The 17,284-nt window shown below is 43.9% G+C and carries 14 protein-coding genes; 5 read left to right on the top strand and 9 right to left on the bottom strand.

Annotation, left to right across the window (positions count from 1 at the left end; translation table 11 throughout):
* Position 1: 1 nt before the first annotated feature.
* The 9 genes from mshL to ACXAGV_RS15380 all read right to left on the bottom strand — a co-directional run bounded on the left by mshL (position 2) and on the right by ACXAGV_RS15380 (position 8,511).
* Complete coding sequence (mshL, locus tag ACXAGV_RS15420) at positions 2-1,759, bottom strand: pilus (MSHA type) biogenesis protein MshL (protein ID WP_474874007.1); 1,758 nt, start codon at positions 1,757-1,759, stop codon at positions 2-4.
* Complete coding sequence (locus ACXAGV_RS15415; protein ID WP_474874006.1) at positions 1,743-2,060, bottom strand: agglutinin biogenesis protein MshK; 318 nt, start codon at positions 2,058-2,060, stop codon at positions 1,743-1,745. Before ACXAGV_RS15415 ends, mshL begins: the two co-directional genes overlap by 17 nt.
* Before the next feature lie 18 nt (positions 2,061-2,078).
* Positions 2,079-2,726 carry an agglutinin biogenesis protein MshJ gene (locus ACXAGV_RS15410; protein WP_474874005.1) on the bottom strand — a complete coding sequence of 216 codons (648 nt, stop codon included), beginning with the start codon at positions 2,724-2,726 and terminating at the stop codon, positions 2,079-2,081.
* A complete protein-coding gene (locus tag ACXAGV_RS15405) occupies positions 2,701-3,327 on the bottom strand; it encodes a PilN domain-containing protein (RefSeq protein ID WP_474874004.1) in 627 nt (208 codons plus the stop codon). The genes ACXAGV_RS15410 and ACXAGV_RS15405 overlap by 26 nt, the downstream gene beginning before the upstream one ends.
* Positions 3,324-4,178 (bottom strand): agglutinin biogenesis protein MshI, encoded by an 855-nt coding sequence (locus ACXAGV_RS15400; protein ID WP_474874003.1) that lies wholly within the window; start codon positions 4,176-4,178, stop codon positions 3,324-3,326. The genes ACXAGV_RS15405 and ACXAGV_RS15400 overlap by 4 nt, the downstream gene beginning before the upstream one ends.
* Positions 4,179-4,404: 226 nt before the next feature.
* A complete protein-coding gene (locus ACXAGV_RS15395) occupies positions 4,405-4,908 on the bottom strand; it encodes a hypothetical protein (RefSeq protein WP_474874002.1) in 504 nt (167 codons plus the stop codon).
* Between the two features lie 213 nt (positions 4,909-5,121).
* Entirely contained in the window at positions 5,122-5,703 is a 582-nt protein-coding gene (locus ACXAGV_RS15390; RefSeq protein WP_474874001.1) for a phosphoglycerate mutase family protein, read from the bottom strand.
* Between the two features lie 148 nt (positions 5,704-5,851).
* A complete protein-coding gene (glpD, locus tag ACXAGV_RS15385; protein ID WP_474874000.1) occupies positions 5,852-7,399 on the bottom strand; it encodes a glycerol-3-phosphate dehydrogenase in 1,548 nt (515 codons plus the stop codon).
* A gap of 353 nt (positions 7,400-7,752) precedes the next feature.
* Entirely contained in the window at positions 7,753-8,511 is a 759-nt protein-coding gene (locus tag ACXAGV_RS15380) for a DeoR/GlpR family transcriptional regulator (RefSeq protein WP_474873999.1), read from the bottom strand.
* Between the two features lie 159 nt (positions 8,512-8,670).
* Here ACXAGV_RS15380 and glpK point away from each other — a divergent pair, with 159 nt between their 5' ends.
* From glpK to ACXAGV_RS15355, 5 genes are all read left to right on the top strand, one after another.
* Positions 8,671-10,155, top strand: coding sequence for a glycerol kinase GlpK (gene glpK / locus ACXAGV_RS15375; protein WP_474873998.1), 1,485 nt, complete (start codon positions 8,671-8,673; stop codon positions 10,153-10,155).
* Between the two features lie 305 nt (positions 10,156-10,460).
* Positions 10,461-13,274 (top strand): TonB-dependent receptor, encoded by a 2,814-nt coding sequence (locus ACXAGV_RS15370; protein ID WP_474873997.1) that lies wholly within the window; start codon positions 10,461-10,463, stop codon positions 13,272-13,274.
* Between the two features lie 123 nt (positions 13,275-13,397).
* Positions 13,398-14,930, top strand: a complete 1,533-nt coding sequence (locus ACXAGV_RS15365; RefSeq protein ID WP_474873996.1) for a tryptophan halogenase family protein — start codon at positions 13,398-13,400, stop codon at positions 14,928-14,930.
* 13 nt (positions 14,931-14,943) lie between these two features.
* Positions 14,944-15,693: a SapC family protein gene (locus ACXAGV_RS15360; protein WP_474873995.1), complete on the top strand. Its 750-nt coding sequence runs from the start codon at positions 14,944-14,946 to the stop codon at positions 15,691-15,693.
* Between the two features lie 20 nt (positions 15,694-15,713).
* Positions 15,714-17,171: an SLC5 family protein gene (locus ACXAGV_RS15355; protein WP_474873994.1), complete on the top strand. Its 1,458-nt coding sequence runs from the start codon at positions 15,714-15,716 to the stop codon at positions 17,169-17,171.
* The last annotated feature ends 113 nt before the right edge of the window (positions 17,172-17,284 follow it).

The raw sequence follows: 17,284 nt of genomic DNA, 5'->3' as shown, positions 1-17,284 counted from the left end.
ATTAGTTTCTATACCACTGGTCAAGCAAAGACTGAGTGCGAAGGCGCTGCTTTTCCCACGTATCTGGCTGTACCACAGAAGGGCGAATAAGAATAACCAATTCGCGCTTGCTCTGGGTTTTCGCTTTGTTTTTAAACGCGTTACCTATAATAGGGATGTCACCTAACAGCGGCGTTTTGGATTCTTGCTCGCTAGTAACCGTTTCCATTAACCCGCCGATCACCACAATTTCACCGTCGCGAGCGCGGATCACTGTGTCTGATTCACGGATATTGCTTTGTGCTAGCGGTAACAAAATTTGTTGGTCACCCACTTGGATAACCTTGGTCTGCTCCGCTGTTTCTGTAACTGAAGGGTGAACGTGCAATATCACAGAGCCGCTCTTGTCTATTTGCGGAGTTACATCCAGCGCGATACCAGAAAAGAAAGGGGTAAGTTCGATGTCATTCTCGTTCTCTGTACTTGTTGTGCTTTGATCTTCACTGGTCGATACATCGGTAACAAAATATTCATCTTGACCTACTTTAATAACGGCCTTTTGATTGTTAGTCACCGTTACGCGCGGATTACTGAGCATTTGCACGTCGCCCTGGGTTTGAAGCATATTGATTACGCCATCAAAGTCACCGCGGGAAATACGTAGCGTTGATACTCCACCGATATCGCTAGAAATCGAGTTGCCGATAGCATTTACGGCGTTAATTGCAGGGTCAATGCCCGAAGCGGTGTTTGCTGCAAAATTCGAAGCAAGCGCCCCGCCGCTAAATCCAAAATTGAGGCTACCCGTTAAGCCGCTTGCTATTCGGTCCCACCGTACGCCCTGTTGGTAGCCATCGTTAAGTGTCACTTCAATGATACGTGCCTCTAGTACCACCTGACGCTGCAAGCTTTCTTGGCTTTGATTTAAAAAGTCTTTTACCACAGCAATTTCGCTTGGCAGTGCACGCACCGTCACTAAACCCGCCTGCGGTGAAACCACTACCTGACGACCTTCGGTGGGTGATACCAGTACTTTTAACGCTTCTTTTAAGTCACTCCAAAAATCGTTTTCACTGGTGGTTTGAATGTTTGAGCCATTGAGCTGCTGTATATTGTTGCCGCCAAGCCCCCCCTGACCGCCAAAACCGCCCTGGCCTCCCTGGCCGCCCAGTGCATTACCGCTGATATTGTTGTTGCCGTTAATACCGCCGTTGTTACCGCCATTATTTTGATCTTGCTCACTAACTCCACCGGCTATCACGCTTACGTTCGACACACCGAAACGCTTTATCATAAGAAAGTTGACCGGGATAGACTCTGTCTTTAACTGCGACGGCATTACCTGAATAACCTTACCTTCTAAAAATACATCCAGCGGATACATTCTAGAAATAATCGTAAGCACATCATTAAGCGCCACGTCTTTAAGCGTTAAGCTTATTTGTCCAGACACCGCTGGATGCACAGCCACGCTATATGGCGTATCTTCTACCAGCGCATCGAAGAACGGACGAACATCCACATTATTGGCAGAAACCGTAAACATCTTCTGAGACGTAGGAGCTGGTAGCGACTGATAGCGGGCCACTTCTGACAGCAATTCTTGGTTTAACTGTGGCGGTGGCTTGGGTTTGCTAACAGGCGCATTCTGAGAACGATTGAGTTCATCGCGAATATGCGGTTTCACTTCCTCGCCAACACCATAGGTTTGACAACCCGCGATAACAAACGCCGCAGCTAGCACCAGTGCGTTAGAAATAAGTCTATTTTTTAATTTCATATGCATACATTCTTAGTATTTTCTGCTGACGACCGTCAGTTATAATCACGTGTTTAGGGTTTATTTTAGACACAGTAAACTCATTGAGCGTGTCGCCCTCTCGATAAGACTTGCCAGAGATGATCGCGCTGTAACCAGAACTGCGTTTAAAAATTGACTGCAGTGCCAATTCGCCATCTAAAAGGTTGCCTTCGCTTGCACTTGCTCCCTTGAAAAGGGCGGGCTTGGTTGGGTCAACGGCGGCTACTGCAGGCTTAAGAACGCTACCTACCACCAACAAAATAAATATGAAGTATATCATTTTCCTCACCTAGACTCCCTAAAGCGAAATGAAGGTAGCGTTATTGCTTACTGTCGCTAACCCCAACGTCAGTGATGCACTGGGATAGTCATCGACGTTATAGGCGAAATCAGTAACAATGACTTTTTCTGGTGCCGCTTGAAGACGCGCTAGATAACTGCGTAAATCGAAGTAACTACCCTCAATAACTAAGCGCATATTGTGACGATAAAATGATGTACTTTGAGACTCATCTTCGCCAAACCGAATGGTTTGCGTAGGTTCTACGTTAAAATTAACCAAACTCACATTGTTTTCTTCATTTAACAATGTCATTAGCAATTCCGGCATTCTATCGGCAGCCACAAAACCTTCGTTCAATGAAAGTAGTGCGTTGTCCACTTCCAGCAATTCTTTTCTCGCGTTATCCAGTTCCTGTTGCATACGCTGGGTGTAATCAACAGACAGTGCTTGCTGAATGGCATCCCTCTGAATAACCAGCGCCTTGTACTCGCTTTCTTTTCGAGTAAGGGTTTTATCTGCACCAGACATGCCATCTAGCGCAGGCGATATGCCGAACCAAAAAAACAGATAAACAATAAGGCCAAAGCTAACCCACAAAATAAGTTGCTTTTCTCTGTTCTCGAGCGCAGAAAACTTATCAGAGAGCTGTTGATACTGACTCATCAGCGTCTCCTTCAAAATCGGTTGATATTAAAAATTGCTTCACGTTGTCAGCCCCGTCTACTTCATCAAACTTCACGGACGAAAATGATTTGCCCTGAAAGAAAGGTGACTGCTGTAACTTCTTTAACCAAACAGGAATAGACGACGGTGCTACCGTTCGCCCTGACAAACGAATTTTCTGGGTATCTATGTTTATGCTGGTAAGCCAAAGGTTCTGGTTGTGATAGTTAGCTAAATCGTCCATCACTTCGCCATACTTGGTTGCATCAAAAGACAGCTCTCCGCTTTCTAAATAGGCAAGCAATTGCTTTCTGTTTTCTATCTTGGTATTCACTTGCTCAAGCTGCTGCTCAAGCGTTTTGGTATTTCGCTTTTTCTCTAGGGCATCATTGAGTGATTTAATCTCATCATTGATTTGGCGTGTCGATGCCGACATCTCTTGTATTTTTTCTTGTTTAGCGTTTAGCAACACGTTAAAAGCCACAACAGCAATGAGCATTATGGCAAATGCCACGCCATTTACCCAAAGCACCTTTGATAGGGGCAAGCGCTCTTTTTTAGGCTTAAGCGATGGATGGTAAAGGTTTATTGTGCGTTTCACTGTGCCTCCCTCGCTGCAACAAGCGCACTGGCCAAAGCAAAGTGGCAAGTGGGGTCAACAACATCGGCTAACTCGAGCTCCGGCACGAACTTTTTCATAGCCGCAGGCTGAAACGGCTTTAAGCGCTCTATTACAGGCTCGCAATCAAACTGTGTTCTGAACAAAATTTCTTTTAGCGGTGGCTGTTTTAGCTGTGACTCATAAAAATCCATAGAGCGCTGTATTTCTAATCCAAGCATGTCGCCTAACTGGACTAAATCTTCTTCGGCGGCGTTTTTCTTGACAAAGCCTCTCAATCGTCGCGATAGCCAAATAGCACGCGAACGCACTATCATCAAAAAAGGTTCGCTATTGGGCTCTTGAATAATGAGTAATCGCGCATAGTCATCATCAGGTACCATTTCTGTAGCCAACACTTCTTTGGCGTGAATATGAGTGAGCTTTACCTCTTTCTTTTTCGATAAACTTTGAACCAGCGCGGAAAGCGAGGACTTATCTGCAGCAAACACATCAATTTTTTTATTGCCGGCGCGAGTTTGAACTGGGTAGTCGATGTAGTCCAAAACAATATTGCTAGAATCAAACGGAACCAACTCGCCAAGGGTCCAAGGGAGCGCGGTTGTAATGTCTTCTTCAGGCACTTCAGGTTTATCGACCTGTACCATGTGGTACATTTCTTGTGAAAGCACAACAGATAATCGACACGTTTCCTTCTCGAAATCACGCAATACGTCACTTAATTGCGTTTCAAGAGGTTGTAGATTATCGAAAGGAACAGACGCAACAGAGCTGAGTACATGACCACTGTTTCCAAAATTAACAGCGGCAATATGTAGTTCAGTAGCACTCACAGAAACACCTACTGTGAGCGTTGTATTGTTCTTTTTCGAAGAGAATAAGCTAGAAAGCATATGCCTACTTAATTCATTAGTGTCGAGTATTATCTTATTATCAACAATACCTCAAGGCGTCAGTTTGTGACATGGCGCTAACTAAAAAGTAGACTAATTATCTAAATAAACCAAATACCTACATAGGGGACTGTTTATATTAATATGTATTGGTATTAAGACCTTACTAGCCTTTTAAGTCCATAACTGAACCGTTTGCGGGATAGTAGTCGAAGTAGGTTCCTCTACTTAAGCTGAAGCGACACCAGTAGTTTTCTTCATTTACATCTAACTCTGCGTAATACTGTGCGTTAATTTTAAAGCCATCCACGCGAAGTGGAGACGCTACTACCGATTGCCAGATTTTTTCACACCCCGCATCAGACAAATCGGCTGTTGGCCATCCATTGTGGTTCATGCGCACTGGTGTTCGGTTAATTTCGCTGCCAGAGTCGTTATAGTGTATGAGCATGATCATGGTGGTAGGTTGACGTACTCGCCATTGCCAATGAGAAGAAACAACGTGGCGTTTAAACGTATCTAAACGCTCTGCAAAGGCTTCTGTCGTCGTATCTGCTTCATCAACATGAAAATAGTTAATTGCGACCCCCAATGCTATAGCGAAAATAACGGCAATGGACGCTTTAATAACGTTTTTAGTGGTGTCGGAGTCTTTTTTATTTTTTTTCATTTGTGGATTCTGAGCTTAAAACTGAAATAGTAAACCTTGTTTAGCCGCGTTTTTTGTCACTATATGCAAAGCGTGAAACGGCTATAACAAGTGAAAAACGACCTAGCTATGTCGATAGTTTATCGGCATTTTGAATAAAATATGAAGTAACTTGAAGGAAACCTTGAGTCTATCTCGTCTACAAATGTTTGTCCGTGATAGGAGCACTCTTAGTTAAAGGGCTTTTTGCAGAATAGTGATCCCCCAAAAGTCACTGTCTTTTTGCTTCAGCTTCCATCCGTTTTTCACTAGCGTTTTCCGCGTATAGTAGTTCGTCATACCATGCCCAAACAGAACCACTCTAGGGTGTTTTTCGCTAAGTTTATTAATATGCAATGAAAGTTTTTCAACCCGCTTTTTAGCATATTTAAAACTCTCAAAGCGGCCTTTAGTTCCCATAAACCAAAGGGCCCGACTCAGCAAAACCCAGTGCCAACTGCGTAAAGTGAAAGGCAGCTTGTAATAAGGTATATCCATTTCTCTCAGTTCCGGTAGCTCTTCGTCAACTGAAGTTGCCCCATATTGGGCTGCTGTTAACTTTGCTCTTAAAAGCGGACTGACGGCGATATAGCTACCAGATATATCTATTTTTCGTTTAGGTTGGCTGGCTGGGTCAAGGGGAGATTTATTGTAGTTACGCACCCAGCTTGCATAATCCGCGGCATTGACTTTCTCATTGTGGGCTGAAAGTGGCTTTCCATGGCGAATGAAAATAACTTCTCTCACTGTGCTTTCTTTTATGACATCCGTGTTCATAGTGGGTCCAGTTAATAAAAGCTAACGATTTCGCTAGCGTAAAGGGTTCTATGAATCGTTATTTTCTTTATACAGCGGGAGCATACGGAACGAAGGGCGTGAGCTTAAACGCAACGCCCTTTGTACATACTGAAGCGAATGAACAAAGTTACGCACTCGCTAATACTGGGTCAATAGCTTGTTGTTCGCTATCAAGGGAATGTGCTTTTTGCTCAATGTATTGCGATAGCGCCTCTTGTTGCGCTTTGTTTAAACGTAATCCATGCTTAGTTCTGCGCCAAATAACATCTTCCAGGGTACATGCCCACTCACTCTCAATTAAATAGTCTACTTCTGCGCGATACATGCCTGCGCCAAAGTCTTCTCCCATCTCAACAATTGACGATTTTCCTTTTAAAAATTTGTAGCTTAAAAGGCCAAATTGACGCGCATAACGTTGAGTAATATCTTTGTTCAACCACGGGAACTCACCAATTAACTTATCTACAAGCTCTCCTTGGCTTTCGAATGCGCCACCTGGTAAAGGGACTTCCTTGGTCCATGCTTTTTTAGCTTTAGGAAAACAAGTAACCAGTTTGTCTACCGCATGCTCAGCTAATTTTCTGTAGGTGGTTATTTTCCCACCAAAAATATTGAGTAGCACTGGCTTACCGGTTTCACCTTTGAGCTCAACTTTGTAATCACGGGTTAGCTCTTGAGCGGAAGCATTCTTTTCTTCTAATAGTGGTCTAACACCACTGTAAGAATGAACGATATCTCTTCGGGTAACTTTTGACTTAAAGTATGTGTTTACCACCTCAATTAGATACTCAGTTTCTTCTTCTGAAATTGCAGCGTCTGATGGATTGCCCTTAAAGTCCTCATCGGTAGTTCCCACTAACGAAAAGTCTCCTTCATAAGGAATAACAAATACGATGCGCCCGTCTTTGTTTTGCAGTATGTATGCTTCTTCGGAATCGTAAAGTTTAGGTACAATAAAATGGCTTCCTTTCACCATACGCATAGCATTTGGGTTGTTAACATTTACTAAACGATCTAAGAACGATACCGCCCAAGGGCCTGCAGCATTGACAATAGATTTCGCTTTTACTGTAAACGTTTTCCCTTTTGCCGTTTTAAGTTCAACACTCCACAGGTTGTCTTGCTTTTCAGCTTTCACACATTCAGTGCGGGTGTAAATTTGTGCGCCTTGGTCTTGTGCGGCCAGTGCGTTCAACACCACTAAGCGTGCATCGTCTACCCACCCATCAGAATATTCAAAACAGGTTGTAATGTCGCTAACTAGTGGGCTTTCGCTCGTTGTAGAAAGCTTACGCGAACGTGGCAGCATGTTACGTTTCGCTAAGGAGTCATATAGAAATAATCCGATTCTAATCATCCAAGCTGGGCGTAGGTGCTTTTGATGTGGCAGGCGAAAGCGCAGCGGCCACATGATATGGGGTGCCTTTTTAAGCAACACTTCCCTTTCTGCTAATGCCTCTTTTACTAGGCGGAATTCGTAATGTTCCAGATATCTAAGGCCACCATGAATAAGCTTACTACTTGAAGAAGACGTTGCGCCGCCCAAATCGCCTTTTTCACACAACGCTACTGAAAGGCCGCGACCCGCTGCGTCAAGCGCTACACCAACGCCATTGACGCCGCCGCCGACAACCAAAACGTCGACTGTTTTTTCAGATTCATTGTTGTGACTCATAGTTTGCCTCTGCTGCCCTTTACATTTGCTTGCACTTTGCTGCTGTCTATTTGACAACCAAAAAGAAAACATGTCAACACAAAACGAACATTATCGAACATTAAAGAAAGTTAAATACATACACCGTTCGCTTTTTTGTTTAGGCAAGTGAACACCAAGGCAAGTAATGATCGACATGGTTCGTGTTTGAAAACTTACGGTTTGATAAAAAGGTTATGCAGATGAGTAATGCGAGAGTTAGTCAGATAACTTGCGTGGATATAGGTAGGTTTAAACAGTCGGCCCAAAATAAGAATAGGCGAGGTTACGGTGTCGTTATGACCACGTCATTTAATACACGCGAAGGTTAACAATCACGCTTTTACAAAAGTGATGTTATTTTCTTTGATAATTTTGCTTATGCTAGCTGGCGGCGTTTTATCACAAACTAAGCAATCTACTTGTGAAATATGGCCTTGTTCAACCATAGCGCGACGTTCGAACTTGCTGTAGTCGGCCGCAAGAATAACGTGTTGAGTATGTTCTAAAATAGCTTGGGAAACTTTCACCTCTCTAAAGTCAAAATCTAATAAAGCACCGTCTGAACTTATGCCACTTATACCAATAATGCCGTAGTCCATACGGAACTGACTGATAAAGTCACAGGTTGCTTCACCAATAATACCGCCGTCGCGATACCGTACTTCACCTGCGGCGATAATCACCGAGAAGTCTTCTTTAGCAGATAGGATTGTCGCTACATGAATGTTGTTTGTTACTACATGTAGGTTATTATGATTTAGCAGCTTAGTGGCAATAAGCTCTGTTGTAGTACCAATATTGATAAACAAAGACGCACCATCAGGTATCATGGCAGCAACCGCCTCAGCAATTTTTTCTTTAACTTCGCTGTTTTGCGTTTTACGTTCTTGATAGGGCGTGTTTTCCCAACTTCGATTTAAACCCGCACCGCCGTGATAACGACTGACTACACCAGCATCAGCCAGTTGATTTAAATCTCTTCGAATTGTCTGAGGTGTAACGTCACAAGCATTCACTAAATCATCAATAGACATAAAGCCCTGTTGCTTTATTAGCCCAACAATTTTTTCGTGTCGTTGCGTTTGGTTCATCACACATCCTCAAAGTAAAAATCGATATTGATTATACGTGCTTAAAGAGGAAGTTCCCACGATAAAACGAAAAGCAAATGTTCGTTTTCGAAAATATGCCGTTGTTAAACATCTGTAAATGATGCAAACTCTATGAAAATTATCTTCAGGAGTGACCTTATGGGACAACATATTCTTGCCATTGACCAAGGCACAACAAGCTCTCGCAGCATTATTTTTTCTCCGAAAGGCAGTATAGAAGCCATCGCTCAACAGGAGTTTTCTCAAAAGTATCCTAAAGATGGCTGGGTTGAACACGACCCGGAAGAAATTTGGGAAAGCGTTGTCTCAACTTTGAAGGAAGTTTTTAATAAATGTAATTTGGCACCGTCGGACGTCGGCGCTATTGGTATCACTAATCAGCGCGAAACCACGCTAGTTTGGAATAAACAATCAGGAAAGCCTGTCTACCCTGCAATTGTTTGGCAAGACAGACGTACAGCGCAATACTGCCGAGATTTTAGCGAAGACGAAGAATTTGTATCGTATATAACAGAGTCGACAGGGCTTTTACTTGACCCTTACTTCTCAGCAACCAAAGTCGCATGGATACTTGATAACGTTGAAGGCGCCCGTGAGAAAGCAGAAAATGGCGAGCTTCTGTTTGGTACTGTGGATACGTATTTAATTTGGCGCTTAACGGGCGGCGAATCACATAAAACTGATGCCACAAATGCGTCTAGAACCATGTTGTTTGATATTCATAAACAATGTTGGGATGAAAAGCTACTCAAAAAATTTAATATCCCAGCTTCAATGCTGCCGGAAGTTATGGACTGTGCAGCAGATTTCGGGGTAATTAAAGAAGACATTATCGGAAAAGCTATTCCTATTCAGGGTGTTGCAGGTGATCAGCAAGCGGCACTTGTGGGTCAAGCGTGTTTTGAAAAAGGCATGGCAAAAAGTACGTACGGTACGGGTTGCTTTATGATCCTTAATACAGGCGACGCCCCTCTTCAGTCGAAAAACCGATTACTGACAACAGTAGGTTACCGCCTTGACGGGAAAACGACCTACGCACTTGAAGGCAGTATTTTCATGGCTGGCGCCACCGTTCAGTGGCTTCGCGATGGGCTTAAATTAATTGATGATGCTGCTGAGTCAGAAGCATTAGCACAACGCGCAAGACGAGATAACGGTGTGTTTTTAGTTCCCGCGTTTACCGGGCTAGGCGCGCCATATTGGGACCCAGATGCCCGCGGAGCTATTTTAGGCCTAACCCGAGATACCGGGATCAGCGAAATTGTTGCGGCGGGCCTGCAATCGGTTTGCTATCAAACCAAGGACCTTCAAAAAGCGATGGAAAGTGACGGAGCTCGCCCTACGAATATACGTGTAGACGGCGGCATGTCGCGTAACGACTGGGTTATGGGCTTTTTGTCAGATATTTTGGGTGCTGAAGTAGAGCGCCCTGAAATTACCGAAACTACTGCGCTAGGCGCCGCTTTTCTTGCTGGGTTACAAGCAGGTGTGTTTAGCAATATTGATGATTTAACTCAGTGCTGGAAAAGTGATAGCGTTTTCACACCGCGCTTATCAAAACAAGAACGCGATCAGGCTTACGACGGCTGGAAGGCCGCTGTAGACCGTATCCGCTGCAGTTAATTTCTCTTTATTTTTCCTATTGTTAATAAAGTGCGGTTATATTCCGCACTTTTTTTATACAAAAAAATTTTTTATAACATTGTCATTACATTGTAATTTTGTGCTAGTATTGAACCCAAGGTAAACGTTTCACCTTTTACCTTAAAAAAGAAAACTTATATTTTTCATAAAGTTACAAATAATAATCGAGAAAATATAACGTTAAATGTGTAAAAGTAATGTTAATAAGCTTGATCCGCACATACTAAAAACGTAATTTAAGTGCAAAGTACGTTAAAACGTAGCCTACTCACGGAGAAAACACAGTGACACATAAAATTAACACATCACAGTTAGGCCCAATTGCGAAGCGCTCACTTTTAGGTGTTGCTATCGCCTCTGCCCTACACGCACCGGTAGCATTTTCGCAAGACGCTGACGCGCAGAATGTAAACGATGCACCTGTTGAAGTTATTGAAGTTCGCGGCATTGTAAGCAGCTTGAAAAGAGCAATGTCTGATAAGAAAGAAAACTTAGCTGTTTCAGACGGTATTGCAGCGGAAGATTTAGGTAAATTCCCAGACCTAAACGTTGCTGAATCACTTCAGCGTATCACTGGTGTTTCTATCGACCGTAACGGCGGTGAAGGCCAAAAAGTTACGGTACGTGGTTTTGGCCCGCAGTTTAACACTGTACTTGTAAACGGCCGTCAGCTAGCTACCGACGATGCTGGCCGAGCTTTTAATTTCGACGTACTCGCTGCCGACCAAATTACTGGCGCAAGTATCTACAAAAGTGGCGTTGCAAACCTTCAATCAGGTGGCATCGGCTCTACTATCAACGTTTCTACTGCTCGCCCGTTCGACTACGACGGTTTCCGAGCGGTAGGAAGCGTGAAGGGTGTTTATGAAACTCTTTCAGAAGAGACCTCACCTCAAGCCTCTTTCTTGGTAAGTAACACGTTTGCAGACGACAAATTTGGTTTACTACTAGCGGTATCGCACCAAGAGCGTCAAGTTCAAATTAACCGTATTCAAACAGCAGGTTGGCGTCCGGGTCTAACACTTTCGAATAGAAATGACGGTGTTTTAGAATCTAATGTTTATCTACCTCGTAACTGGGACCAAGTAGTCGACCAGCAAGATAGAACACGTACTAATGCATCACTTGTTGCGCAGTTTGCGCCATCTGACGATGTTACTATCACATTAGACGGTTTTGTATCTAAGTTTGAAGTGGATTCACAAGTTACTGACCTTGCATCATGGTTTGAGCCAGATCGCGTGGGTTCAGCCACTATTTCCGAGTTTGGTACGGCTGTACAATTTACGCAGGAAATTGACCTACACCAAGGTAGCGGTAACCCAGCATCTGACTTCGTATCGTCTACCCGTGGTGTACGTGATGTTACCAACAAAGGTTTTGGTTTAAATGTTGATTGGCAAGTAACTGACGCCCTTTCAGCAACGTTTGATGTATCAACATCTGAAGCGGAAAACGACGTTGCTGGCGAAGGTCGCTTTAACGTTGTAGGTATTATTAACAACTACGAGTTTGACAGCACAGGTGGTACACCTACTGTAATTCACGATGGCTTTGGCAATGGTCAACTACCCGATATTTCGCTAAACCGCCTTCACTATAATGACTTAGGTAACGTTGTTGCGTCTGAAGACGAAGTAACAGAATACAAAGCTGATTTCACTTATTTAGCTGATTCTGACGTTTTCCGTAAAGTTGATTTCGGTATTTTGCGCTCAGAGCGTGAGAAATTCGTTTTCCAAGAGTTTGCGTCACAATGTGCATTCTGTGGTTATGGCACAGCAGCGCCAATCGATGAACTGAATATTCGCCCGTTTACCGCGAACAACTTCTTCAGCGGTTTGATTGACACATGGTACACGTACGACGGTGATGCATACCTAGATTACCTTGCCTCTCAAGGCGCACCAGTAACGCCAACGTTGCAAAATAACTATTACACTATTGAAGAAGACGTGACCGCACTTTACGCTAACTTCGAGTTTGGTTATGACATCGGTGATATGCCGTTAACCATGAACTTCGGTGCCCGTTATGAAGAGACAAGCGTAGCGGTTTCTGCGGTACAAGCGTTTATTGCTGATGTTGTACCTACCTCAGATCTCACGCTATTTAGAAACGTTTTTGGGCCTGCAGAAGATATTACTGGTACATCTTCATATTCAAACCTTTTACCTAGCTTGAATGTTAAGCTAGAGGTACAAGAAGACATGATTGTGCGTTTCTCTCGCTACGATTCTTTGACACGCCCGACTATGTCTCAGATGTCTCCGGCGACAACGTATGGTGAGCCTCGTCGACAAAACCTTCAGGCAAGCGGTGGTAACCCTGACCTTAAGCCATTTAGCGCTGAAAACTGGGATTTATCGTTTGAGTGGTATTACAGCGATGATTCAGTATTCTCGTTTGCAGTATTTAATAAAGAAGTGGAAGACTTTATTGTTACACTTGGTGGAACTGAAACTTACACGTTGTTTAATCGTTCAGGTCCCGACTTCCGCTGTACAAGCGACCCGTTGTGTGAACCAGGATTGTCACTCGATCCTCAAAACCCTGAGCGTGACGTAGTAGCAACAACTGATGAACTCAATGGAGCTACCGAAGATTATACCGTTCCTCGCCCACAAAACGGCGAAACAGCTACGGTGAATGGCTACGAAGTGGCTATTACTCATGTTTGGGATAACGGCTTTGGTGTAACCGCTAACGCAACTGTAGTTAACAGTGATGCAGAAGTATCTGGCGATACAACGCAGACGTTTGCGCTAGCAGGTCTGGGTGATTCACAAAACCTTATCGTGTTCTACGAGCGCGATGCTTTCCAAGCACGTGTAGCGTTTAACAACCGTGAGTCGTTCCTATTTGCACTAGATAACACTGAAGTTGGCGGCGCGACTGGCGAGCCAATTACGACTGAAACCTATGGTCAGTGGGATGTAAGTGCAAGTTACGACATCAACGAACACCTTACGGTATTTGTTGAAGGTATCAACGTGACTGAAGAAGAGCTTACGCAAGTAGGTCGCTTCCCAGACCAAATTTACTCAATTGAAGACAATGGTGCTCGCTACTCTGTAGGTATCCGAGGCTCATTCTAAAATTTGTGTGTGTTTTGGCAGGGGTAAAACCCTGCCATTTATCCATAAGCCTATTGGCAAATCGAGTACGTTTATGGATAAATGTAGAAAGCAGTCATAATTCCATTTAAGTAGTGTTGTTTCATGAACCATTCACCTAATACATCCCAAAAACAGCGTATTGTTATCGTAGGTGGCGGCACCGCTGGCTGGCTTACTGCCGCCATAGTCGCGGCTAAACACAAGGTAGCAATGGGTGAATGTGGTTTAGACATTACATTGGTTGAATCTAGTGATATTCCCACTGTTGGCGTGGGTGAAGGCACCTGGCCAACAATGCGAAATACACTTAAAGACATTGGGCTGTCAGAAAAAGAAGTATTTAGACGCTGCAGCGCTGCATTTAAGCAAGGCGGTAAGTTCGTAAATTGGGTAAATGGCGACGGCGACTTTTATTACCACCCGTTTACCGTTCCGCTAGGTTATGGCCGCGTTGAGATGGCCCCCTACGTAGGCGATATTGCAAATTTTGCCAACGCCACTAACTTTCAGCAGCACGTGTGTGAGCGTAATATGGCGCCTCGCACACTCAGCGAACATGAATACAGCAGCGCGCAATCGAACTATGCGTATCATTTAGATGCTGGCGCATTTGCTGACATGTTACGAGACTTCAGCAAAACGGAGCTAGGCGTTAAACACATTGTCGCCACGGTAGAAAGCGTAGCCGCAACCTCAAACGAACATATCGAAAGCGTTACGCTTAACAACGGCATGGTTTTAGACGCCGATTTATTCGTCGACTGTTCTGGCTTTCGCTCACTATTGCTTGGCGAAACCCTTGGCGAAAGCGTTGTTTCCACAGATGACGTGCTATTTAATAACTCTGCCCTTGCCCTTCATGTACCCCACGAAGAAGACTTTGAAATAAAGCCCTACACCCAAGCCACAGCACAAGAAGCAGGCTGGATTTGGGATATTGGTTTATCTTCTCGAAGAGGCGTAGGCCATGTTTACTCCACCGAATTTACTACCGATGAACGCGCCGAAGAAGTATTGCGTCAGTACGTTGGTGACAAACACGGTGATTTGAAAGCGCGCACCATTCGCTTTAACTCTGGTTATAAGAAGCGTATTTGGAAAGGCAACTGTATTGCAGTAGGTCTTTCCGCAGGATTTGTAGAGCCATTAGAGGCAACAGCCCTTATGCTTATTGAGATTTCTGCACGTTATATTGCAGAGCAAATGCCACTGCCAGAATCAGCGATGCCTATCGTTAGCCAGCGCTTTAATAAGCAAATGAACTATCGCTGGCAGCGCATTATCGACTTCTTGAAACTGCATTATATTTTCAATCAACGCAGTGAACCTTACTGGGTTGCTAATCGCGATGCGTCTTCTATCCCCGCCTCTTTAAAAGAAGATTTGGAAATTTGGAAGTATCGTGGCCCTCAAATTGCTGATTTTTCAGCGGCAATAGAGTTATTCCCTGCCGCCAGCTATCAGTACGTACTATATGGAATGGGATTTTCTCCAGACTTTTCTTTGCAGTCTCATTTCTACAACGAACGTGACCTAGCTGATAAAGTGATTCAACAAAATCAGCTAATCACCCAGCAAAAACTAAGCAGCTTACCTAATCACCGCGACTACATTGAGCAGTGGTTGGCAAGCTAACGAGAACTATAATATGCCAACATTTGAAACCTTATCGGCTGATACCCACAGCGCTCTTACTATTGACGAGAGCAAGCTTGCTAGTACTTATTCGAAATTTCACCTTCTCAATATTGAGATAAAAGAAGCCGTTCAAGCATCTAGCGACTTTCCACTGTTTTTTAGTAAATCTTCTGAGGCACAGTATTGGACTATTTCAGCGCTGTGCGGCCTTGCTCCCCAAGAAAACGTATTTGAAACGCAAGGCATGTGGCTTGGTCACTATACACCGCTCAGTCTTCGCACCTTACCTTTTATCGTACGGTTGGGAAATGATGCTCAGCAACAAGAAGTTTTAGTTGATGTGGACTCGCCAGCTGTTTCTTCCCAAGACGGTGAAGCACTCTTTTTGCCTTCAAAGCGCCCTACTGCATACCTTGATAATAAGAAGAAATTGCTAGATGAGCGCGTTAACGCCATGCAGCAAACCGCTGTAATGATGAATCAAATTAGCGAGATGGGGCTAATTCATACTGTCGATTTGATCATAGAGTACAAAGACAACACTAGTCAGCGGGTGGGCGGATTAGCTACGGTGAATGAACAACGCTTGCAAAACCTTACAGGTGAAGAGCTGGCTAGTTTGAATCAAAAGGGCCTGCTCAACGTGCTTTTCAATATTCTTGGCTCTATTTTGCAAGTAAACCGCGTTATCCGTCTTCATAACACTAAATTTCCTGAACGCGCTGTAAATAACATTAAGTTCGAAACCAGCAAGTCATAACTATTCTCTAGGAGTAAAACATGTTTTCCAGCACTATTCAGGTGTCTGTTTTTGTCTTTGTGACTGCTTTAATTGGTTTTCTTACCTATTTAAGTTGCCGCGGACAAAATAGAAGTGCCCAAAACCAAAACCGCGAATACTTTCTTGCAGGCGGCGGTCTAGCTTGGTACTTCGTTGCAGGAAGTATCACCCTTACCAACTTAAGTACCGATCAGCTTGTAGGTATGAATGGTAACCAAATGGCCTTGTTAGCCCTATGGGAGCTCGCAGCGGTAGTAGGCCTATTCGTACTGGCAAAAGTATTTTTACCTGTGTATTACAAGTTCAAGTGTACAACGACCACGGAACTTCTCGAGCAGCGCTACAACGATAAGCACATTCGCGCGGTTATTAGTGCGCTCTTCTTCGCAGGCAGTGCCTTGATATTTTGCCCGGCAGTAATCTATTCGGGCTCATTGTTCATGCAGTCTATGTTTAACGTTGAACTGCCGCTAATGTACATTGCAGTTATCTTCGTTATCGTTGGCGCTCTTTACGCTATCTTCGGCGGCCTTCGCGCGGTAGCAGTGTCTGATACTTACTCTGGCGTGCTGCTTTTAACTATGGCCGTACTGGTGGTTATTCTGGCGCTTCAAGCCATCGACTATAACTTTGACGGCATTCCGCAAGAGCGACTTACCCTAATTGGCGATGATGAGTCTCCAATTCCTTGGCATACCTTGCTTACCGGCATGATCTTCATTCAAATGTTTTACTGGGGAACCAACCAAGTAATTACTCAGCGCGCAATGGCGGCACCTTCGTTGAAAGAAGCGCAGAAAGGCGTATTCGCTGCGGCCGGCATCCGCTTGCTAATTGTACCTGCCATTATCGTTATTCCAGGCATCGTTTCATACAAACTATTTGGTGATATTGGTGATAGTGCTTACGGAAAAATTGTAGCAACGGTATTGCCCGATTGGCTATCAGGCGTATTCGCAGCGGCCATGGCAGCCGCGGTGTTAACTACGTTTAACAGTAACTTGAACTCTGCTACTGCGCTGTATGTTTGTGATATCCACGAAAGCTATGTCAACAAAACACCTAACGTACCTAAGTTAAGCGGCTACGTGACTATTTTATTGTGCTTAGTATCGCTTGCACTAATCCCTGTATACCAACAAGCTGACAGTATTATCAACCTAGTCCAGAAGCTATACGGGCTATTAAGTATGCCTATTCTTTCAGTATTCATCGTTGGCTTACTGTTTAGAAACGTGCATGCATTCGCAGCCATTGGTGCAGTGTTATTCGGCGTTTCAATTTACGCATTAATGAGCTTTGAAGCTTCACCTCTGTATGCACCATTTGGACTTCATTACATACACCTAATGTTCGCAACGCTTATTGGCTGTGTCGCCTTTGCTCTTATTGTGAACCGCGTAGTGTTTAACCAGAAGGCAGAGTTTTCCCTAGAGCTTTATAAAAAAGAAGCCTAACAAATTAGTAACATGTCGAAAAAGGATGTCTTTTGACATCCTTTTTTGTTTTTAACAATTAATATCATCTATATTTTGCAACTATTGGTCAGACTTCATTTCGTTTACAATGC

The organism is Alteromonas sp. ABH4_453, from assembly GCF_056160665.1.
This window is presented reverse-complemented; position numbering and strand designations above follow the sequence as displayed.

Excerpts from the sequence above, each read along its gene's own strand:
- ACXAGV_RS15395 (WP_474874002.1), bottom strand. The coding sequence starts at position 4,908 with ATGAAAAAAAATAAAAAAGACTCCGACACCACTAAAAACGTTATTAAA.
- mshL (WP_474874007.1), bottom strand. The coding sequence starts at position 1,759 with ATGAAATTAAAAAATAGACTTATTTCTAACGCACTGGTGCTAGCTGCG.
- glpK (WP_474873998.1), top strand. The coding sequence starts at position 8,671 with ATGGGACAACATATTCTTGCCATTGACCAAGGCACAACAAGCTCTCGC.
- ACXAGV_RS15365 (WP_474873996.1), top strand. The coding sequence starts at position 13,398 with ATGAACCATTCACCTAATACATCCCAAAAACAGCGTATTGTTATCGTA.
- ACXAGV_RS15360 (WP_474873995.1), top strand. The coding sequence starts at position 14,944 with ATGCCAACATTTGAAACCTTATCGGCTGATACCCACAGCGCTCTTACT.
- ACXAGV_RS15380 (WP_474873999.1), bottom strand. The coding sequence starts at position 8,511 with ATGAACCAAACGCAACGACACGAAAAAATTGTTGGGCTAATAAAGCAA.
- ACXAGV_RS15390 (WP_474874001.1), bottom strand. The coding sequence starts at position 5,703 with ATGAACACGGATGTCATAAAAGAAAGCACAGTGAGAGAAGTTATTTTC.
- ACXAGV_RS15355 (WP_474873994.1), top strand. The coding sequence starts at position 15,714 with ATGTTTTCCAGCACTATTCAGGTGTCTGTTTTTGTCTTTGTGACTGCT.
- ACXAGV_RS15410 (WP_474874005.1), bottom strand. The coding sequence starts at position 2,726 with ATGAGTCAGTATCAACAGCTCTCTGATAAGTTTTCTGCGCTCGAGAAC.
- glpD (WP_474874000.1), bottom strand. The coding sequence starts at position 7,399 with ATGAGTCACAACAATGAATCTGAAAAAACAGTCGACGTTTTGGTTGTC.
- ACXAGV_RS15415 (WP_474874006.1), bottom strand. The coding sequence starts at position 2,060 with ATGATATACTTCATATTTATTTTGTTGGTGGTAGGTAGCGTTCTTAAG.